Origin of the sequence: Clostridium sp. AM34-9AC, assembly GCF_003480225.1 — a bacterium.
Taxonomy (GTDB): Bacteria; Bacillota; Clostridia; order Lachnospirales; family Lachnospiraceae; genus Acetatifactor; species Acetatifactor acetigignens.
This window is the reverse complement of record NZ_QUIU01000005.1, coordinates 145,819-165,925: the sequence shown is the minus strand read 5'-3', so window position 1 is coordinate 165,925 and position 20,107 is coordinate 145,819. Positions and strand designations below refer to the sequence as shown.

Here is a 20,107-nt window from a genome sequence, read left to right as displayed (position 1 = left end):
ATATCTTATCATAACCGCTTTCGTTTGTCAACAACTTTTTTCGATTTTTTCAAATCTTTTTCTCAACCGGAAAACTTTCATTTTCGCGGTGGAGTTTCATACTACCACATTGCTCCGTGCTTTGTCAACAACTTTTTACATTTATTTTTCAAAGCATTTACATAATGGTGGAAATGGCGTAAAAAAAGAAATCTCAATCTCTTAAGATTCTTCTTTTACTTCCTATTGGTAGTAAACGGAGAAAGAGGGATTTGAACCCTCGCGCCGGTTGCCCGACCTACACCCTTAGCAGGGGCGCCTCTTCAGCCTCTTGAGTATTTCTCCATGAACCGAACATCGTCTCTACCAATATGTTATTGGCGTCATTTCGTGACGCAAAAGTTATTATACATAAGCTCTATGCTTTTGTCAATTGCTTTTTTTATTATTTTCCTAATTGTAGATATTGTTTATGAATATTGCCGAATAGCTTCTTCAATCTTCGTTTTTACAATGTCCGCAATCTCCGGTGTTTTCAACTGTTTATACTCTTCATAACAGATTGGCGGTAAATAGATCAGCTTTACCGTAACCGGAGCTATGGACTTCTCATCAAACGGTTTGTAAGAATCAATCAGAGCACATGGTACAATGGGGCACTTTGCTCTGACTGCGCTTTTGAATGTTCCTCCCTTAAATGGAAGCAGTTGATTTCCCATACGGCTTCTGGTTCCTTCCGGGAAGATCAGAAAGTTTCTGCCCTGCTTTACTTCTTCTGTCATCTGATTGATCACCTGAAGCGATTGCTTAATGTCTTCTCTGTCTATGGCAATCGCGTGCAATGCCCGAAATACTTGTTTTAACAGGATTACATTGCTTACTTCTTTCTTATAGACTACAGAGAAAGGAACCGGGCAGGACTCCAGAAACACAAGTGCATCAAACATTCCCTGATGATTTGGGAAAAAGATAAACCCGTTTTCTTTCGGAATATTTTCCACACCATAGCTCTCTATGGTTACTCTTCCGGCACGGTTTGCCGCTTTTGTTACCTTTTTGATAAATGCATAGTTCTTTTCCAGGTCAAAATTCTTTCTGGTTCCCAGCCACCATATCCGAATCAGATAATACGGCACCTTATAGAACAGTCTTACCACCATCAGTATGATTCTATACATAGTCCGCCCCAGTCTACTCTTCGTTGTATTCTTTTACCGCCGTTTCATACAGGTTATTACCTTCTGCATCAATTACTACAATCGCAGGAAAGTCCTTTACGGTCAGTTTACGGATAGCTTCTGTTCCAAGATCATCATATGCAATGACCTCAGAAGAGGTAATTGTGCGGGACAAAAGTGCTCCTGCACCACCTACGGCTGCAAAGTATACCGCTCCGTTTCTTACAATGGCATCCCGGACTGCCTGTGACCTTTTTCCTTTTCCGATCATCCCCTTCAGTCCCAGATCCAATAATCCCGGTGCATATTTATCCATTCTGCTGGCTGTTGTAGGGCCTGCAGACCCTATAGGACGGCCTTCTCTCGCCGGAGACGGTCCCATATAGTAGATTACGTTATTTTTCATTCCTATAGGAAGTGTTTCTCCCCTGTCCAGAACTTCCTGCATTCTCTTGTGCGCCGCATCCCGGGCTGTATAGATGGTCCCTGTCAGATATACATAATCTCCTGATTTCAGAGAGCGGGCATCTTCATCGCTGAGAGGTACTTTTACATATTTATCCATGTCGCTTACACTCCAATTATTATAATATCCGGACATCTTTACTTCAGATCTCTCTAACTGCATGCCTATTGACATGGCAACAGATGTTTACAGCTACCGGCAATCCCGCTATATGTGTGGGATATGTATTAATATTGACCGCCAGTGCTGTGGTTGATCCGCCCAGTCCTCCCGGTCCGATGCCTGTTTTATTAATCTTCTCCAGCAGCTCTTCTTCCAGTTCCCTCACATAGGGTATCTCCGAATGTTCATCCACCGGACGTGTCAATGCTTTCTTCGCCATCAATGCACATTTTTCAAAAGTACCGCCAATGCCCACTCCGACCACCATAGGAGGGCACGCATTCGGTCCTGCATCCTTTACCGCCGTCAGGATTGCGTTCTTCACGCCTTCTATTCCGTCTGCTGGCTTGAGCATAAATACTCTGCTCATATTCTCACTGCCAAATCCCTTTGGTGCCACGGTTATCCTGACACGATCCCCCGGAACAATACTATAATGAATGATCGCGGGGGTATTATCCTTCGTATTCTCCCGGTAAATGGGATCCTTCACCACAGATTTTCGCAGATAACCGTCCACATATCCCTGTCTGACACCTTCGTTGACGGCATCTTCCACATTGCCCCCTGTCAGATGCACATCCTGACCCACTTCCAGAAATACAACCGCCATTCCGGTATCCTGACAGATGGGAATCATGTCCTTGCCTGCAATATCCATATTCTGCTGCAACTGTTGCAGGATCTGCTTCCCCAAAGGTGCTTTTTCCTGCTGTTCCGCTTTTGTAAATGCCGTCTTCATGTCCTCAGATAAGAAATGATTGGCCTCTATGCACATTTCTTTGATATTTTGCGTCAAAGTAGCTACATCTACTGTTCTCATGGTTTCTCCCTGTTATTCGGTAATGGTTTTGCGAATCTCTTCCAGTTCTTCCGGTGTACTTTTCCCGGGATTCCATAAAATATGCTGTCCATCATTCTCATAACGGGGAATCAAATGCATATGAAAATGGCGAACGGTCTGTCCGGCAGCCTCTCCATTATTCTGTACGATATTGAGACCATCGCAATGTAATTTCTCTGTCATCTTTGTTGCCATCTTTTTTGCAAGAACAAATACTTTTGCCGCTGTATCCTCCGGCAGTTCATAGAGATTATCCGCATGCTCCCTGGGCAGGATCAGCGCATGTCCTCTGGTAGCCGGTCCCAGATCCAAGATTACTCTGAAATCCCCGTCTTCGTATAATGTCTTGGAAGGGATCTCTCCGTTTGCAATTTTACAGAAAATACAATCTTCCTTTTTCATCGTTTTGCTCCTATCTATTATTTTCTTCAAAGGGAAACATCTGATCCAGTGTTCTGAGAATTCGGAAATCTCCCTTCATTCGCTTCATAATGCCTGACATAAACGCCCTCTGGAAGGTCATTCGTCCGTTCACAATATCTTCCATGGCAGCACGATTCATCTGCATCTCCACATCCGGCTTCTCCGTCTCACCGTATCCGCATTCCAGTGCGCCACTGCCAATAGCGATCCACAGAGGATTCTTCTTTTCTTCTATATTAATAACATATCTTGCTTCAAAACCAGGCTGCGGTACAAAAACTTTTCGGAACTCTTCCAGATATTCCTGTTCATTATCCGTTCCGCTGTTATCCAACATATCCCGGAACATGGAAGTCAATTCCTGAATATCTTCCTTCTGTCGCTGTACAAACGTATCATCCGATACATATTCCGACAACTGTTCTGTCTCCTGCGGTGTCAGGTTGATTGCCTTGGGGATCGTTACTTTCTGACGCATCACTTTATTGCTGGCTGGGAAACTGGCAATCTTCTGGTTGATAGTACGGTACATGTTCTCAGCCTTTTTCTCAATGATCTGGCCGTACTGTCCGTTCATCTCCAACGTTACTGTATTCTCTATATATCCGCATATGCCGCTGCAGGGCAATCCTCCCAGAATCTCCCAGGCCGCCGCAAGACTGAGCTTGCCTTCTCTCTCTCCGTAGGTGGTAGACATCACGACCGGACACATATAAATTCCCGCGATCGTCTCTTTATCCCCATACAGCCAGCAGGCATCCAGAAACTGCTGCATATAGCCACCGATACCGTACCACTCCACTGTCGTTGCCAGAATAATTCCGTCTGCCTCTTTCAGCGTCTGTGGCAATGTCGTAATATTGGTCTTTCCATCATAAAGATTGTATCTCTCCACATGCACCCGCAACTCTTCCAGCACTTCCTGCATCTTATTGATCACATAGATCGTAGGATCATCAATGATTCCTCGTCCGCCATAGTAAATGTTGATATTCAAGTCCACACCTCTTTCGTTTTCTTCTGTCTTCTGTGTTTCCTGAGCGCACAAAACAAAAGTCCCGCCAGGAATCCGGTCACCAGTCCGCCCACATGTGCCGCATTGTCAATATTTTGTGCAGTAAAACCACTGTACAGAGATAATGCTATCATCAGAATCACCCGTTTGGGTGTCACATCCGGCATAGATTGCCGATCCAGCAAAATCCAGGCAAGCAGTACTCCGTCCAGTCCAAAGATGGCTCCGCTGGCACCTACAGATGCCGAATAATCCATCTGCAGAAGCTTTACCAGCAGTGAGCATAAATTCCCTCCGATTCCGGACAGAAAATAAAGCACCAGAAACGTGACATGACCTGTCACCTTCTCAATCATGGCCCCCAGAAAAAACAGGAGGACCATATTATTAAAAATATGCTCTATGCCAGCGTGCAAAAACATTGCCCACAAAAGCCTGCCGTACTGTTTACCGGCCAATACACTGACTACATCCAGTTCGCCTTTATTATATAACACATTTCCCGAAAAAGTACACATCAGGAACACAATTACATTGATCACCACAAGCATTCCGCTTACCCAGGGTACATTACGAAGCCTTTTCACCTTCATTGCTCCTCTCAATGTTCTCTCCATCCGGTATTGTATTTCAAATGTACCACTGTTTATATCACTCCGTCAACAAAAAGGGGGTTGCACACTGCCTACCGGTAGATTACCGTGATCTTACCCAATGTAATCTCATCTCCTTCTTCCAACTTTCGCCTCTCATAAGGCTGCAGTTGTAATCCGTTCTTAAATGTACCGTTTGTGGAATTCATATCTTCAAGATAATACCCATCTGTTTCCTTTATGATCCTTGCATGCAGACGACTGATCGACTGATCATTCAATACCAGATCCGTTTCTCCCCGTTTTTTTCCGATCGTGTAGATTGGTTGTTCTAATGTTGCAAGCAGCTTCCCTTCTTCCGACAACAGGCGGTGTGTACTCTCTCTGGGGGCCGGTCTTTCCTCCATATACACAGTCCTTCCCATATCTTCTTCCTCATAAGCGGTCTCCTCCGCCACCGCATATCCCGTCATGGTCAGTTGCAGACTCCGGGTATAATTATCCCGTTCCTGCTTCTCTTTCTTTTTCCGGTTTTCCCACAGATTAAACAGGCCTTTCTTTTCCTTTATTACTGTAACTTCTCCCACCGGCATTTCCTTCTCTTCTTCCCTTATCGCATCCTTCTCCTGATCTTGTCCCACGACAACAGTTGTTTCCTCCTCTACGGCATCCATTTTTTCAGGGATTCTCAGGCACTCTGCATCCTCAAAAATTTTGGCCTGCAAATAGACCTCTCCTGCCGATTCATATTGCTCGTAGGCTTTATAGACATATTCCACCAGGCTTTCATCCTGATAATCCACATGTTCCACCAGGTATTCCATCAGCTCATCAAATCCTGTATTTTCCGTGCAATACGGGACATATATAAAATAAAATTCTTTCTTCTCCAGATCCTGATAGACATGTTGCGGAAACCACACGATGTTACTCTCTTCCAAAAGGAAACGGGACATTTCCTGCCGCACTCTGCGCATACTCCACAAAAAGTCCATGATCCATTGTCTTGTAATAGGCTTCTTCTCAAAAAGCTGTGCAATATTCTGTCTGGAAGTAATATCATAATAGAGATAGGCCTCTCCGTCTATGTATCTCAAACTGCAGGGCAGCAATCCTTTGATCCCTCCCCGGCTGATCATACAATACTGATATTTCTTTTCCTCCGGTTTCCGTTCTAATAATAGTCTCTCATAATTCGCATTTAAGCTTCTGATATATTCTGTATTTAGCAACTATTCTTCCATCCTTTCTCACTGTACCGCACCACTTGTATTTTCCTTGTTATCACTCTCTGTTGTTTCTTCCGTCTTCCCACGATACCTCTGACTGTTTCGCAGAATCTCCACCGGATTGTTTCTCTTCACCTGAAATGCGGCTTTTGCGCTCCAATACCTGGGTACTTCCGCTATTTCGGAAAACGGATAAGGCATTCTTCCCGTCTGTTCCACGGTTACCTGATTCTTTTCCAGTTTCCAGACCGGCAATTCACTCTCCCAGGCAATATATTTCTCCGTGTCAAAAAACATATCTTTCTCCTGCAGCTGTCGATTCAGTTCCTCTTTTTTCTGCATCCATCTACTGCCGCTTCTCACTGCCGCCCTTCCCATATCCTGTTCCAAAAGGCAGCGATCATATTGAAAAAACAGTAAATACGTCATCAACACTATCACTCCCAACACTATAGGATACAGAACTGCCGCCTCCACGGTAAAATACGCTTTATAATTCTTTCGTTGCATACGATTGCTCCCTCCAATCATCCTGTCATCCATGCCGTTATATATGCTGCCAGTAAAAAGGGAAGATATGGGATCTGCAGGCTGCGATTCCGCTTTCTACAAAACAGGATCATTGCATAAAGAAAGATATACAGAAGGCTTATGCCTAAGATAAGAAGAATATTTTTATCTCTGCTTATAAAACCGGTCAGCGCCAGTACGATACCATCCGCCTCACCGATTTCCTTTGTTGCCTTTGACAAAAGCAACAGCAGAATTCCGGGAAGTAGTGCGACAAGCCTGCTGCATTCAAAGCCTTTCCAGACAATAACCATAACAGCCAGTACTCCGCCCAGGAACAATACCCCCACCGGAACCGCTCTCTTCCGGATATCATACCAGCTGCCCCATAGCAGATAGCCGGTCAGTATCACATTTTCCCACAACTCCATCTTCACCATTCTCCCGTTTTATATTCTTCCGCATCTACTGCATTCTCTGTACCCGTCCACATCTTTCCTGGCAATGCAATATATGGTTCTCTTAAGCCCGGGGCAGTCCCGCCTTCTGTGATAACATTCACCCTCCGAGCAAATATAGTAGCCATTCTCTTCCGGGGCAGCGGCATCTTTTTTCTGTACCATACACTTCTCACAGGGATGATAACCCTTAGGAATTTCCGCTGCTTCCACCCGTCGAACCGACAATCTCAGATGTGTACATTCTCTGCTTCTATGATATACTTCTGAATCTTCCGTTACATAGACATATTCTTCATCATTCTCAGTCCCCGAAATCGCATAGCCGTTCCACAAATGACCATAGTATCGGTTCGCCATACGGAATTTTCGAAATCCCAAAACCTCCGTGAGCGGACTGATCCCATAGGTGACTACAATCTCACAGATATCATTCTTTGTGCTGCTCTCCAGAAATTGCAGGCTGTCTGCCCCCTGTTCTAATGGCGACTGCTCCAGATATTCTTCTCCCAGCTGATTGCAGATCTGATTTTTAACATAGGTATAGGAAACAGCCACTGTTCCCAACCTGTCATCGTTATCCTCTTTCTCTCCGGCATCTCCTGCATTCAGTATTCCGCCATAGATTCCCACCTGTCTGCCGGCATCCCACAATGCTACTTCCAGGTTTCCATGCAAACGCATCATTTCTATAGCGCTTCCCATATGGATCATAAAAAAGCAAAACAACGGCAAAACCAGTGCTGTTTCCACCGTCATACTTGCCTTCACCGGCGTTCGCGGGAGTATAAGCAGTGATATCCTCTTTATGAAGTTTGCTGTCTGTAGGAATTTTACGGGGAGTAAATCGTTACATGGGTTAAGAGTTTTTCTTAAAGTCGGAGTAGGACTTGAATCATTCTTGTTAATAGTTATAAAGCTGTACTTGCATAAAGAGGACATCGCTGCTCACCTCCCTTCCCGGCTCGTCTTCCTAATTACCAGTATTTTCTATTGCCTCTAAAGATCCTATATAAGATTTCTGTCTCTCGATCTCAAAAGAATAGCCATATTTGCTTTTTACTTTCACATTCATTGCAATTTCCACAATGCAGGTATCCAGTCGGAATGCTCTGTTTCCCGGAGTATTTCGAATATCCATTTCCACCACGTCCATAGCCCGGCAGGTAACAGACTTTTCCTCACAGAGCAGCAAAAATATTCTCAGATAATCTTCATATCCCATTCCCGGTGAATCGGAACCGGAGGCATCCTCTTCGGAAGTCCCGGGCAATTCTCCCTGTAATGCGGAAGAAAGTCCGTAATGCCAGGTAGCATCTGTTTTTAACAGGGGAATCTTTTCCCCGGCAAGAAGTTCCTTTACATCATAAACACTTTCTGCAAAAGCCCATCCCAGGATCAGTGTCGCCGCAAGCAACTCTCCAATCTCCGGAACCATCATTGCCGCTGCAAGTGCCTCTCCCAATAGCTCCGCTATTGCCCGTTTTTCCTCACTACCGGTCAGATACATGGTATTTGCAGCTTCTCTGATAACAAATATTCGGTTCACTATTCCCTTCAGATTGTCAGTATCATTATCCTTGCCTACAATGACATATTCTGTCTGATACCATAGGGGGCTGTCCTGTTTCTCCTGGCCATACCGCCCAAGATACCGCAACAGATACTCATGGAAAAAAACTTTTTGTTTTAACGCTTCCCATTCTTCATAATTTTCTGCGGTCCCCGGCACCAGATTTCCGCAGTTTATTTCTCCTCGCTCCATCCGCGTCTCCAATAGGGACTCTGTTTCTATCCTGCGGGAGGAGATATTGTCTTCCTCTGTTACCAGCTTTAACAGACCTTTATTTCTTTTCTCTTCCAGGGCTGCGGTAGGATTCTCTATATGAACGGTTTTTCCTTCCGTGGTCTCCTTCCCGTCATATTCCTGAATCTGTGCATCGATCTGCTGTTTTTGTCCAGCAATATCCTGTTGCTCCAGTCCACGGGATTCTATGACCTGCAGCCAGTCCGTCAGTTGCTGTAAGAGTCCGATTCCCACCGTATCCTCTATGGCATCGACAGCAACCCGCCGAAAGACTTCTCCCTCACCATCCGTCAGAAATGCCGCTTTCACAGCTTGTGCTTCTTCTGCCTGAACAGCAAAAAAATCCCGGTACAACAGTTTTTCGAGAAACACATCCTCCAGAGAAAAATTACGGTTCATATACTCCAGCAAATGACTCTCCGTCAGCTTTGTCGAAGCACTTTCTGTCCCGTAAGAGCAGTCTATGGCAAACAGATTGTACTGTTTCTGCAGTTCTCTATGATATTCAGCCAGGATACTATCCATTCCGATATCCATGACGCATTCTGTTTCCAGTGAGATTCCCCGATACCGACAGCCCTCGATCAAAGCAAGACACAGGGCCATAATCACTGTCACCGTCAATGCCAGATATACCGTCATATAACCACCCGGGGTTACCTTTTTCACGGATGTCATAACGTATTTTCCTTATATCTTTTTGGTCTGATTTGTAATCTTTGTGAAAATGGAATTGACAACTTCCGTGATCTTCTCTTTAAAAATAATGACCAACCCTACCAGTACCACAATGATTAGTATTACTTCCACTGTACCCATTCCGTCTTCTTCTGTCAGAAACTGTCGAAATGATTTTAATTTGTTGTTTCCCATAACCATACCTTCCTTTTCTTATATTCCCGCATTCGAAAATGCAGGCACCATGATCATTACCATTACTACCACCAGCAGCATCACCATAGGCAGGAGCAGTTTTGTCGCCGCTTCCTCACTGAGTTTTCTGGCATTCTGTATCCGCAGTTCTTCCGCCTGGACAGACTCTTCCTTTAATTGCTGTAAAAGCGTAGAACTGCCCTTTTTCAGATTTTGCGTCAGGAATGTGCTTAAACGGACATATTCCCTGACTCCTGTCCTTTTCCCAAAGTTCTCATATGCTGCCCCTTCCGGCACTCCCATATGTATCTCCCGGGTTGCTATCAGCATTTCCTCGTAAGCTTCCCGGCAACGTCCCCCTCGTTTTCTTTCCTTCTCGTAATCTTCTGCAACCCGGCAAAACGCAGACCGGACCGTCAATCCCGCTTCCAGATACAGTGTCAGCTTTTGCAGGATTTCCGGATAGCTTCTACGTTCCTCCCGCTTTTTCTTCTCCACCAGATCATGCAGGTCTTTGTCCTGGAAGAAAAAGACTGCCGCCGCCAACAACAGAGCCCCCGCCAGAATCTTCCATCCAGTCTCCGGAATATCTTCTTCCCAGGAAATTTTTCTGCCCTCAATTTCTGTGGGCAGCTGGATTTTTTCACTTTCCGGATCTTCCTCCTGCGCCCGCTGCAGTAATTCCGACAACTTGCTTTTCTCTCTTTCCTGTGGGGTCTCATTCCTTTTTACGACTGTTACCTTAACCGTTGTCTCTCTGACAAATTCCCCGTATTGTATCTCCGCTCTCAACAATACAGGCACATCCTCCTGCCCGGGATGTATCTGTCCATTCTCTTCAACAGCTTCCGTAGAATTGCTTTTCCAGTTCACCAGAAACGGGTATCCTTCATACGTTTCCGATAAATCCAGATTCTCTCTGATCTCATCGGGAGAATCATTTTTCTCCAGGATCAACTGAGGCAGTTCTCTCCCAAACTGCTCGTACAAATTCTCCAATTCGCTTTGGCTATACTTGCGAGGCATCACTTCCATCTGGAAAGAATATCTCTCGCCGTCCTCCACCTGTCCGGTGATGCTGTATTCCCGACTGCCCTCTTCCCCAGATCCCCGATACACCCATTGATTCTGCAGGATATGACTTTCCCGACTGCTGTAATGCATTGTAATGGCAAGCATTATCCCAGCGATCAGTATGACTGCAGAAAGTGTCAGCTTTGTCACATAATAGTCTGTCACACACTCCTGCGGATTTTCTCCCGGGTGCATACGATTCAGATCCGCTTGCACCTTATCTCTTCCAGGTATCGGAATTCTCCACAAATGTAGCTTTTTATAGCAGACCATCGTCACCTTATAGAAAAAACGCAGGATGCCTTTCTTACCTATCATCTCTTTCTACAGTTCCTCCTCGATCTGATCCAGTATCTTCTCACCCAGCAGATATGCTCCTGCATAGACTGCAAGGCAGAGTGTCATCACTATGATACCCATTCCATTATGGTAGAGCGTTCCAAAATATCCCGGATAAGCGGCTGCGATATAGAGAGAAATTCCAAACGGCATGATCTCCATCACGTTCTGTTCCAGTCTTCTCCCCTGTAACATGGTCAGCATCTCCTGCATGGTTTCCACTTTATTACTGATCACCTCTGCTGTAGTCCGTATGATCTGCGTGACATTTCCACCGCCTCTCTTGGCAATGTTCAAAATAGCGGAAAATTGCTCAATTTCCTCAATGCCACTCCGGTCTGCCAGATCACTGATCAACTCTTCCAGCGTGATATTCAGTATCATTCCTCTGCGGATCAGTTCCAGTTCCCGGTACATGGCGGAATGTTCACCATACAACATTCGTATATCCTCCCGGCTTTCCAGAAAAGCATTTTCCAACGCATATCCGCTTCTCAGAGAATTTGCCACAGACAAGATGCATTCCTTGAATTGCATGGTCAGTTCCTGTCTGTTCTTCCGACACTGTCTGTTGACGCACCTGCGAAAATAGAGAATCCCCAGAGGGAACAATAGCGGAACCGCCCAGATAGAGCGATAGAAAAACCAGGCAAAAAATATAACTACCCCTGATGTCTGTGCCAGCAGCCGTATGCAATCTCCCCGCTTCTGAAAAACCTTATGATAATCCTGCTGCCTTAAGCTTTCCTTCATGAAGTAATTCTCCTTTTCTCCGCAGCCTGCCGACCACTTTTCCTTCACTGTTTTCCCCCAGCTCTTCAAACTGATACAAAGGATTCAGGCGTATTTCTCCATTCTCACAACCTACTACCTCCGTGATCTCCAGGACACGTCTACTCTTATCACGGATCCGCCCCAGATGTACAATAACATCCACTCCCGAGGCGATCTGGTTGCGAATAGCCGTCAGCGGAAGATCCATTCCCATCAGGACCATATTTTCCAGTCTTGCCAGCATATCCGTGGCACTGTTGGCATGCCCGGTGGACATACTCCCATCATGGCCGGTGTTCATGCATTGCAGCATATCGATAGCCTCCGGTCCCCGGACCTCTCCTACAATGATCCGGTCCGGCCGCATCCGCAGAGACGAACGGATCAGTTCCCGGATTCCGATTTCTCTGCATCCTTCGGTATTGCCGTTACGAGTCTCTAAACGAACCAGATTCGGAAGACCCTGCAGCTGTAGTTCCGCACTGTCTTCTATGGTGATCACCCGCTCTTCCGCCGAAATATAGCCGGACAGAACATTTAGGAATGTTGTCTTGCCGCTTCCCGTTCCTCCACTGACAAAAATGTTGTAGCCCGCCTTCACCAGTGTCTCCAGGAACTGGGCTGCCTCCAGCGAAATGGTTTCCAGACCGATCAGCTTCTGCATGGTGACAGGCTTGTCCGGGAATCTCCGGATCGTGACGATCGGACCATTCAGAGCAATGGGATTCATGACAATATTTACTCTGGAGCCATTATTCAACCGGGCATCTACGATGGGTGACGCTTCATTGACCACGCGATTACACCCCGCCACAATCTGCTGAATGACATCCTGTAATTTTTCCACGGAATCAAAGGCTCGATCCAGTTCCCGCAGTTGTCCATCCTGTTCTACAAAAATGTGATCCATGCCGTTGATCATGATCTCTGTAACGGAGCTGTCCTCCACAAAAATCTGCAGAATATCCAGTCTTCTCAGGGAATCAAACAATTCCTTACGCAGACGTCTCCGCAATTCTACCGGGCATAACTCCAGACTTTCCTGCTCCATCAGTACTTCATCGATCGTATCCTCCACTTCTTCATCCGTATAATCTCTTCCATAATCCAGTCTTTCCTGTACCATCTGACGAAGTTTTCTTCTCTGCTCTAAATAATCCATTTGTCCTTCTCCTATTCTACTCTTCCAATGTCTCTATTTCTTTTCTCACATAATCTGCCAGTTCCCCTCTGGTATACTGTTCCATTTCCACGGGAAGTCGCTGAAAGTATGGCAGATTCAGCTTTCTGGTCTTCCCCTTTACTTCCTCTTTCTCGCATAGTGACAATAGCTGTTCATATTGATCCAGTTTACACTGTGACATCTTGTCCTCTCTGGTCAGCGTAAATACTTTGATACACATCTGCAGAACATCCAACAGCCCCTGTATGCTTTCACTCAGATCCAGAATGACATATTCGTATTTCCCCAGCTCCTCGATCCTCTGGAACAGACTTCTCCATTCTTCCCAGGTGATCCCCAACAGGTTCTGTCCGTTCCGCATGGGTGGAATATAATCCAGATTGCCTTTTCTCTGAATGACCGTCTGCATGCGAAGAGGAAATTTTCCTTCATCTCCTGCTAAAAAATAGAGCAGATCTGCCAGATCCCGGTCCTGTCTCTCCGGAAGCAATTCTATGATCCCCACATAATGTTCGAAATTCAGATACAGCGTGGGATGTTTTTCTGCCATCAGCTGTGCGAAAGACAATGCGAACGTACTTTGAAGGCATCTGTGAACCGGAGAGTACATTCCGATAAAACGGGTCTTATATTCCGCACATAACAGCGGCATCCGTATCCCCGTCGTCTCTACATACAACGCCAACAGTTCCTTCCACACCTGTCCCGCTTCCTGATATTTGTTAATATTGGGAAACTGATGAAAGCGGAGAGTTCCGCTCTCATTTAAAATTGCCTGACATGTCGGCTGTAATGTGTTCAATGCCTCCTCACAGGAGGATTCTGCCACCACCAGCATTGTTACCTCCCCGCTTTTCTCTCCCGCCAACAGTTCTTCCGCCCTGGTATAAGTATGGATCTGCCAGGGCAATTCCTTTTGCCTCTTCAGGTATTCTGAAAAAAGCCGCGCGTATTCTTCCTCCCGGTCATACAGAACCAGAACCGGTTCCTTTTGTTCCATCAATACATTCCTCCCATATACATCAATGCACTGCAGAACACCGGTCCCGCCATGCAAATCCCTGCTCCGGCACCTTCCCGTTCTCCGGCAAAATAAAGTTTCCATCTTCCACACCGGAATACGTCCCATAAGTACTCTCCCAAATAGTACAAACGGTCTTTCATATTGCGTTCCAGATACATTTTGAAAAGTGCAATTACTGCTGCAATCATGAGCGCGAAAAACAGAAAATAAAGTACTTTATTCCAGGGAAAAAAACCGGCACAGACTCCCAACATCTTAACATCACCGGCTCCTATGGCTCCGATCCAAAAAACAAAATAAAGTAATATCGTTGTCAGTAATGCACTTGCCAGATATTCCAAAACGCCTTTGTACCCGCCGCTGATCAACCGATACCCCAGGCCTGCAAACATGCAGCATACGATCAGCCAATTGGGTATCCTGTGCGTTTTGTAATCAAAACAGCAAGCTATTGCCAAAAGTATACATAATACCCCAAATATCTCATCTCCTTCTCCTGATTTCACATTATTTTCCTGCGTATAGTCCTGTCGTCACCTTCCTCCCAACTATTCAAAATCAGTCTTCTGGTAATGCGGGATGAATCTATCCCAAAATAGAAATTCTAAAAGATCTTATAAGATGCTCTGAACAACCATCGCGATTGGTTGTAAGATGAATTATAAATGCTCACTTTCCGTCTGGCAATACCTTTTTCGTAAAAAGATAAACTTTAGTACATTTTAACAAACAGAATTGTTTCTCAAATTTTCAGTCATCCTGAAATACGCTATTTTACACGCTTTCCGTATGTCAAAACACCTTTTTATAATATTTCATAAATACTTAGTCCGTACAGCATCACAATGCCCGGAATTCCAAGGATTCCCGTTGTCAAAATACTTACTGCATTGATTCCAACCACTGTAGTAAATCCAAGGAAAGTCACACCCATATTAATAAAATAAATGGCAATGGTTCCCATAATGCCCCGCAATGCAAAATTGAGGAGCCACTCTGCCTTTTTCCCCAAAAAGCTTATGAGCAGCAATAATGCCGCCACTGCTATCAGCCATAATAAATTTTCCGGATGTTCCACTGTTGTTCTCGCATTCCCGACAATTCTTTATCCTAATCTATTCCTCTTTCCGTGTAAAAATGTCTTCCGTTTTCCTCCATGTCAGGTATATTTTTCCTTTTTTGTTCCTATACTGTTAGCAGAAAGGACGGTTAATGTTATGAAAATCTTTTTTAGTCAGGCAGATGCCTCCCCGGAAATCATTGAAGAGGATTTCTCTCCCATAGATCTGAAAGAATCCATAAGAAAAACCCGCCAGGCGTTGGAAATCGCCTATGCGGGTTTCGATAATGCTTTGGAAAGTGATCTCATTGACAGTTACATCTATGAGATCAATGCGTTGCAAAAAAGGTATCAGCATCTCACCGAGCTAGCTTCCACGCAGCCTGTGAGACAGGAAAAGTCACTATACCAGCATTCCCCGATTCGTGCCCTGGTCAGCCATGTTTTCGGTTAACTGGTTCCTGCCGTAAGTCAGTCCGGCATATACTGTCTGAGAATTGTTCATCACCGGGCCGGAAGTATCCTGATCCTGGATCTGCCTGTACGCATCGCAGAGAGGTGCGATCACTTTGCGAATCTCTTCCAATATTGTGCGGTCTCTGCGGACTTCACATACAGCAAGTCTGCGAAGGCAGAACAGGTACAGTCTGGAAAGCTCTCCTGCCGGGCTGTATTCTCTGTGCAGAGAGTTCAGGAGCTCTTTGATACATCCCCTGGCTCTATGAACAGCTTCCACCAGTCCGGCATCATCTACTGCCTGCTCTCCGTCTGCCAGATATTGTAAGGTCATTTCATACAGGATCACGATCAACTGCGTGGAATTCGCCTGTGTAATCCGAAGTGTAAATTGTTGTTTGCATTCTTTTGTCATTCTGCCATGCCCTCTTATTCAGAACTTTCCTACTGTAACAACTGCAGTACCTGAGACGGTCTCTCGTTGGCCTGTGCCAGCATGGAGGTTCCTGCCTGTGCCAGGATCTGATAAGTCGTATAAGAAGTCATTTCTTCCGCCATATCTACATCCATGATACGGGAATATGCGGAAGTCATATTTTCGCTGGTAATATCCAGACTGTTGATCGTAGATTCCAGACGGTTCTGGAATGCCCCCAGTCTGCCGCGAACGGAAGATACATATTTGATGGCGCCGTCTACGCGATCAATGGCATCGTCCGCACCTTCTGCAGTGCTGACATCAACATTCTCAATTCCCATATTTTGCAGGGAAACAGCCGGAATATTTACTTCCAGCACCTGATGCTCATTAGCTCCGATCTGTAAACGCATAGCGCCGATACCTGTGGCATTGATCTTTAGATCCTTAACCGTTGTTCCTGTCTGTGCTCCATTCAAAGTTCCGCTCACATCAAGTCGCATCTCAAATCCGTTTTCTCCGGTGATAGTCAAAAGATCATCCTTCAGTTCAGTCTTCAGTGTCTTCGCATCCGGGAAACCATCTCCGAACGTCACATCTCCGTCTAGCACAATATTGCCGTCCGCATCCTTTGTCAGCGGTATAGACTTTATGGTATATTCTTTTACCGGCACATCGGTAGAATAGTAGTTCACCTTAACTTCCTGCTTGTTGGTATATCCCTTCAGATCGTACTCCCCATTCAGCAGTTTCTGTCCGTTGAACTCTGTTACGTCAGAAATTCTGGTGATTTCCTCTTTCAGTTGCTTTACTTCATCCTGTACCGTTGCACGGTCAGTATCCGACATGGTACCGTTCGCAGCCTTGACGGAGAGCTCATTGATTCGCTGCAGCATCTCACTGATCTCGGTCATGGCGCCATCTGCAATCTCGATAATGGATACGCCGTCGCTGGCATTCTGGTTTGCCACGGACAGGCCCTCGATCTGGGCATTCATACGTTTGGACATTGCCAGTCCTGCCGGATTATCCTTTGCATGATTGATCTTTAATCCGGAAGAAAGTCTCTCTAATGATTTGGACAGCAGGTCATCATTGGTAGATAAGGCATTGTTGGATAACATTGCCGATACATTGTAATTAATTCTCATGTGTTGTTACTCCTTACTTTCCGCTGCTGTCTGCGACAGCCTGCAGGAATCCTTTTGCCAGGCGGTACAGTTGCGCCGCATCTGCCCGGCTCTCTATTGTTTCTGCATTTTGCGTCTCACCGGCAGCCATCCTTGTCATATCCCGGGAGCTGACAACAGAAAGCTTTTCCGCTTTCCAGTCTGCAGAGGTATCTGTCTGAATCCATTCAAGGAATATATCGGAGGTCTTTTCCAGTTTCGTAACCTCTTCCGGGGTATTTCCTACGAGATAACCTTCGATGTGTTCTCCGTTGACCTGTAAATGCGCTTCCAGCTGTTCGTCTCCCGCATCTACCCGGATATCCACAGCCGAGGTCTCTCCGGTTCCCTGCTGTAGGGTAAGGTGCACTCCTGCCAGCTGGTCTCCCAGATACATCGGTAGGAAATATTCCTGCCTGTTCTGAAGATTTCCTGCAAGGCGCAGCTGTTTGTGTACCAGCTGTAACTGTTTCACATCCAGATGGCTCTCTGCCTGTTCCAGACTGATCGTCTCTGTCTCCTGTAAAGCATCCTGAAGCATGATCCGGTAATCATCTGCAAAATTCGGCTGATCCAGCTTTTCCCACAATCCGGAGGCTTCTGTTCCGGCAGGCTCCTCTCCGGTTGCCGCCACAGGTATTTCTTTCTCTTTGTTGTATTTCTTACGATAGCGTTGCAGGTCGCTGAACAGTTCCGCCGGATCCTCCAGCAGAGCCTGAGCTGCCAGCAGGTTAGAACTACTGGTATTTACCTCTCCCCTTTCCAACATTTGTGCTGCTCCCGGTTCGGTCTCTACCGCTTCCCGCATCTGCTGCAGACATTCCTGATAATATGCGTCTCTGCTCTCAGTGTCTTCTGACACATCTGTCAATATTTCTTTTGCCATCCCTACAGAAATCTGCTCTGAAATATTGTTCTCCGATAAACGTACTTCCTGTGTCAGTCCGGTATCATCCGACACTTTCCAGTCCATATGGGAGGTTCTTCTGCTCCTGGAAGCTGCCAGGAGTGTGGAAAATTGCAATTCTGCGCCGATATTTACCACCGCGCCTACTGCGGCACCATCTTCTCTCTCAATCTGGTGTACCATACGATAGATACCGATATAAGCTTTCCGCTCATTCTCCGTGATATCTTTCTTTTGTTCCAGCTGATACAGGAAACGGCTGTAGTCCTCCGCCTCTTCCTCATAACTCTGAGGATTTTCGGCAAAATAGGACTCCAGTTCCCCAAAAGTCTTCTCCAACGGATTTACGCCGTCCCGGATCATCTGCAATACATTCTTCGGTGTCAGTTTCTCAATCACTGCAGTGACCTGTTTGTCTGCTTCTTTGACTCTTTCGATATTTTCTGCAGTAATCTCCATCCGGTTATACGCGAGGATGCGGACCGCCCGCTGGTTCTCCAATGTTTTATCCAATGACATATCTGTCAGAATGTCATCTACATTGGAAAATGCCTTGCGGATGCTGTCCCCCAGATCTCTTCTGGGGGCTGTCATCAGTGTCTCATAACGTTCATTTGCTTCTGTATAGGCCGTCTGCAACGCCTTACCTTCGCTGTGAAATTCTGCCACGGTCTCCTGCGAAACTTTCTGTTTCAGGCTATAGGGTCCCAACACGCTGACCGGCAGTCCCGGCAGTTCGTTTGTCACCTGTACGGTCTGTGTATAGGTCTCATATTTTGCCACGGCATCCGCATCGTTGGGGAAATACTTATCCGCAACTTCTGCCTCCGCTCTACGCAGTGCTTCGATCAGCTGCTCCATAGGGGCCGTATCAATGGAAAAATCACTCTGTAAGAGTTTCACATTCACTTCCGCTGTCATGCGCAGCCGGATCTCTTCCAGTTGTTTTCTGGCCGCCAGATTCTCCGCCGTGACATCCCATTTTGCATCCGAGAACCAGTCCTGTACCATTTCTGTGGCTTTCTCGTATATATTTTCCTGCCGTGCCAGATTCGCATGAACAGGGGATTTCCCCTCCGCGAGTGCCGATGCTGCTGCCTGTGCAAAAGCATCCTCACTGACGGGATAGTCAATCGTATCCAGTTCTGCCAGCTGCTGCAAGGTATCCGTTGTCAGCGGCAAACCTGCTCCCACCAGCCACTGCGCTTTCTGGCGGTTCTCATCATTGACCGGCAGGCCGGCATCCGTGATCACCTTATCCATCTGGTCCTGCAATTCCTGCGGTACGGTATTCTGCTGTACTTTCGCACCGCTGTTCTCTGCCACATACAAGTTCCAGATCTCCGGCTCCAATCCATTATCTACAAGATACCCGACCTCGCCTTCCTTGGGCTGCTGCAGAGAAGATGCCAACTCCCAGGCGGTTTTTAATTCATCTACATTTTCAGGAGTCAGAGGTATATCCGTTGTCCGGAACTGTTCTTCAATACTTTGTGCCAGTGTATCGCTGCCCACAGCTGCCGCCAGGGTGTCCAGATCTATGTCGTCCGTGTATCCGGCAATGTTCTGTCCGGAACGCACCAGTTCTGCTTTGATCCTGTCCACGATGGTAACTGCGGTATCCTGATCCAGTTCTCTGGGGTCAAATCCGTCCTCACAAGCCTTCGCATAATCCTCCTGGGACATAGTATGTGACAGTAGTGTCATGTAATCCTGCTGTAATGCCACATTGGTGTTCCCGGCATCCTGCTGCAGTTCAATCAGGGATTTTCCCTTATTATTCTCTTCATTTCCCACAGGCATTGGGATCTGCCCACTCTCGTATACGGCTCCAAAAGTATTTGCATTCACACTTTTTTTATTGCGCTGTATCTTATCTCTGCCCCAGGTATTTTTCTCCGTCTGGATACTTTCTGTTCTATTTTCTGTATCAGTTACCGTCTGATTCTGAAATGTTATCTTCACGCTTGTCGTCCTTCCTGGTAATAACTCTTGAAATAACTATTCAGAGACTCATTCGCAAAATCGCTCTTTCAGAGCTTTCCTTTTGCCCATTGAGGCTATATCGCCCTATAAATATCACTAAATCCTCTTACGAATGCAAGCATTCAAAGAGGCCTTAGTGATATTTACATGTCTCTGAATAGTTAAGAAAAAAGATGAGTG

General features: G+C 46.0%; 22 protein-coding genes and 1 tRNA gene. 1 reads left to right on the top strand and 22 read right to left on the bottom strand.

Annotation, left to right across the window (positions count from 1 at the left end):
* Nucleotides 1-236: 236 nt before the first annotated feature.
* The 19 genes from DW835_RS04925 to DW835_RS04835 form a co-directional block, all read right to left on the bottom strand.
* Nucleotides 237-324 (bottom strand) — tRNA-Ser (locus DW835_RS04925).
* 125 nt (nucleotides 325-449) lie between these two features.
* A complete protein-coding gene (locus DW835_RS04920; RefSeq protein WP_022312674.1) occupies nucleotides 450-1,157 on the bottom strand; it encodes a lysophospholipid acyltransferase family protein in 708 nt (235 codons plus the stop codon).
* Nucleotides 1,158-1,170: 13 nt separating this feature from the next.
* The gene (locus DW835_RS04915; protein ID WP_172594671.1) at nucleotides 1,171-1,758 is read right to left on the bottom strand and encodes a Fe-S-containing hydro-lyase; all 588 of its coding nucleotides are present in this window, start codon (nucleotides 1,756-1,758) and stop codon (nucleotides 1,171-1,173) included.
* A gap of 7 nt (nucleotides 1,759-1,765) precedes the next feature.
* Nucleotides 1,766-2,608, bottom strand: a complete 843-nt coding sequence (locus DW835_RS04910; protein ID WP_117465308.1) for a fumarate hydratase — start codon at nucleotides 2,606-2,608, stop codon at nucleotides 1,766-1,768.
* Nucleotides 2,609-2,620: 12 nt separating this feature from the next.
* On the bottom strand, nucleotides 2,621-3,031 hold the full coding sequence (locus tag DW835_RS04905) for an HIT family protein (protein ID WP_117465307.1): 411 nt from the start codon (nucleotides 3,029-3,031) through the stop codon (nucleotides 2,621-2,623).
* A 10-nt stretch (nucleotides 3,032-3,041) separates the two neighbouring features.
* Nucleotides 3,042-4,049: an SCP2 sterol-binding domain-containing protein gene (locus DW835_RS04900; RefSeq protein WP_022312670.1), complete on the bottom strand. Its 1,008-nt coding sequence runs from the start codon at nucleotides 4,047-4,049 to the stop codon at nucleotides 3,042-3,044.
* Complete coding sequence (locus DW835_RS04895; protein WP_118501860.1) at nucleotides 4,046-4,684, bottom strand: rhomboid family intramembrane serine protease; 639 nt, start codon at nucleotides 4,682-4,684, stop codon at nucleotides 4,046-4,048. Before DW835_RS04895 ends, DW835_RS04900 begins: the two co-directional genes overlap by 4 nt.
* Before the next feature lie 68 nt (nucleotides 4,685-4,752).
* Nucleotides 4,753-5,892 carry a DUF6382 domain-containing protein gene (locus DW835_RS04890; RefSeq protein ID WP_022312668.1) on the bottom strand — a complete coding sequence of 380 codons (1,140 nt, stop codon included), beginning with the start codon at nucleotides 5,890-5,892 and terminating at the stop codon, nucleotides 4,753-4,755.
* Nucleotides 5,893-5,910: 18 nt separating this feature from the next.
* Nucleotides 5,911-6,399: a hypothetical protein gene (locus DW835_RS04885; protein WP_022312667.1), complete on the bottom strand. Its 489-nt coding sequence runs from the start codon at nucleotides 6,397-6,399 to the stop codon at nucleotides 5,911-5,913.
* A 17-nt stretch (nucleotides 6,400-6,416) separates the two neighbouring features.
* On the bottom strand, nucleotides 6,417-6,830 hold the full coding sequence (locus DW835_RS04880; RefSeq protein ID WP_145985573.1) for a hypothetical protein: 414 nt from the start codon (nucleotides 6,828-6,830) through the stop codon (nucleotides 6,417-6,419).
* An 18-nt stretch (nucleotides 6,831-6,848) separates the two neighbouring features.
* Entirely contained in the window at nucleotides 6,849-7,616 is a 768-nt protein-coding gene (locus tag DW835_RS04875; protein WP_118669509.1) for a hypothetical protein, read from the bottom strand.
* Between the two features lie 214 nt (nucleotides 7,617-7,830).
* Nucleotides 7,831-9,342: a DUF5702 domain-containing protein gene (locus DW835_RS04870; protein WP_117465302.1), complete on the bottom strand. Its 1,512-nt coding sequence runs from the start codon at nucleotides 9,340-9,342 to the stop codon at nucleotides 7,831-7,833.
* A gap of 12 nt (nucleotides 9,343-9,354) precedes the next feature.
* On the bottom strand, nucleotides 9,355-9,537 hold the full coding sequence (locus tag DW835_RS04865; RefSeq protein ID WP_022312663.1) for a Flp1 family type IVb pilin: 183 nt from the start codon (nucleotides 9,535-9,537) through the stop codon (nucleotides 9,355-9,357).
* 18 nt (nucleotides 9,538-9,555) lie between these two features.
* Nucleotides 9,556-10,929 carry an immunoglobulin-like domain-containing protein gene (locus DW835_RS04860; protein ID WP_117465301.1) on the bottom strand — a complete coding sequence of 458 codons (1,374 nt, stop codon included), beginning with the start codon at nucleotides 10,927-10,929 and terminating at the stop codon, nucleotides 9,556-9,558.
* A gap of 6 nt (nucleotides 10,930-10,935) precedes the next feature.
* Nucleotides 10,936-11,703: a type II secretion system protein F gene (locus DW835_RS04855; RefSeq protein ID WP_117465300.1), complete on the bottom strand. Its 768-nt coding sequence runs from the start codon at nucleotides 11,701-11,703 to the stop codon at nucleotides 10,936-10,938.
* On the bottom strand, nucleotides 11,669-12,886 hold the full coding sequence (locus DW835_RS04850; protein WP_117465299.1) for a CpaF family protein: 1,218 nt from the start codon (nucleotides 12,884-12,886) through the stop codon (nucleotides 11,669-11,671). The genes DW835_RS04855 and DW835_RS04850 overlap by 35 nt, the downstream gene beginning before the upstream one ends.
* A 16-nt stretch (nucleotides 12,887-12,902) precedes the next feature.
* Complete coding sequence (locus tag DW835_RS04845) at nucleotides 12,903-13,907, bottom strand: hypothetical protein (protein ID WP_022312658.1); 1,005 nt, start codon at nucleotides 13,905-13,907, stop codon at nucleotides 12,903-12,905.
* Nucleotides 13,907-14,437, bottom strand: coding sequence for an A24 family peptidase (locus DW835_RS04840; protein ID WP_118501697.1), 531 nt, complete (start codon nucleotides 14,435-14,437; stop codon nucleotides 13,907-13,909). The genes DW835_RS04845 and DW835_RS04840 overlap by 1 nt, the downstream gene beginning before the upstream one ends.
* A gap of 299 nt (nucleotides 14,438-14,736) precedes the next feature.
* Entirely contained in the window at nucleotides 14,737-15,009 is a 273-nt protein-coding gene (locus DW835_RS04835) for a pro-sigmaK processing inhibitor BofA family protein (RefSeq protein WP_242993440.1), read from the bottom strand.
* Between the two features lie 139 nt (nucleotides 15,010-15,148).
* Between DW835_RS04835 and DW835_RS04830 the strand changes: the two genes are divergently transcribed.
* Entirely contained in the window at nucleotides 15,149-15,445 is a 297-nt protein-coding gene (locus tag DW835_RS04830) for a DUF2508 family protein (RefSeq protein ID WP_118501695.1), read from the top strand.
* Here DW835_RS04830 and DW835_RS04825 read toward each other — a convergent pair.
* The 3 genes from DW835_RS04825 to DW835_RS04815 are packed head-to-tail and all read right to left on the bottom strand — an operon-like array spanning nucleotide 15,395 to nucleotide 19,906.
* Nucleotides 15,395-15,862, bottom strand: coding sequence for a flagellar protein FliS (locus DW835_RS04825; RefSeq protein ID WP_022312654.1), 468 nt, complete (start codon nucleotides 15,860-15,862; stop codon nucleotides 15,395-15,397). The genes DW835_RS04830 and DW835_RS04825 overlap by 51 nt on opposite strands.
* Before the next feature lie 29 nt (nucleotides 15,863-15,891).
* The gene (locus DW835_RS04820; RefSeq protein WP_118730775.1) at nucleotides 15,892-17,016 is read right to left on the bottom strand and encodes a flagellin; all 1,125 of its coding nucleotides are present in this window, start codon (nucleotides 17,014-17,016) and stop codon (nucleotides 15,892-15,894) included.
* Between the two features lie 13 nt (nucleotides 17,017-17,029).
* Complete coding sequence (locus tag DW835_RS04815; RefSeq protein ID WP_118730774.1) at nucleotides 17,030-19,906, bottom strand: DUF6240 domain-containing protein; 2,877 nt, start codon at nucleotides 19,904-19,906, stop codon at nucleotides 17,030-17,032.
* Between the last annotated feature and the right edge of the window lie 201 nt (nucleotides 19,907-20,107).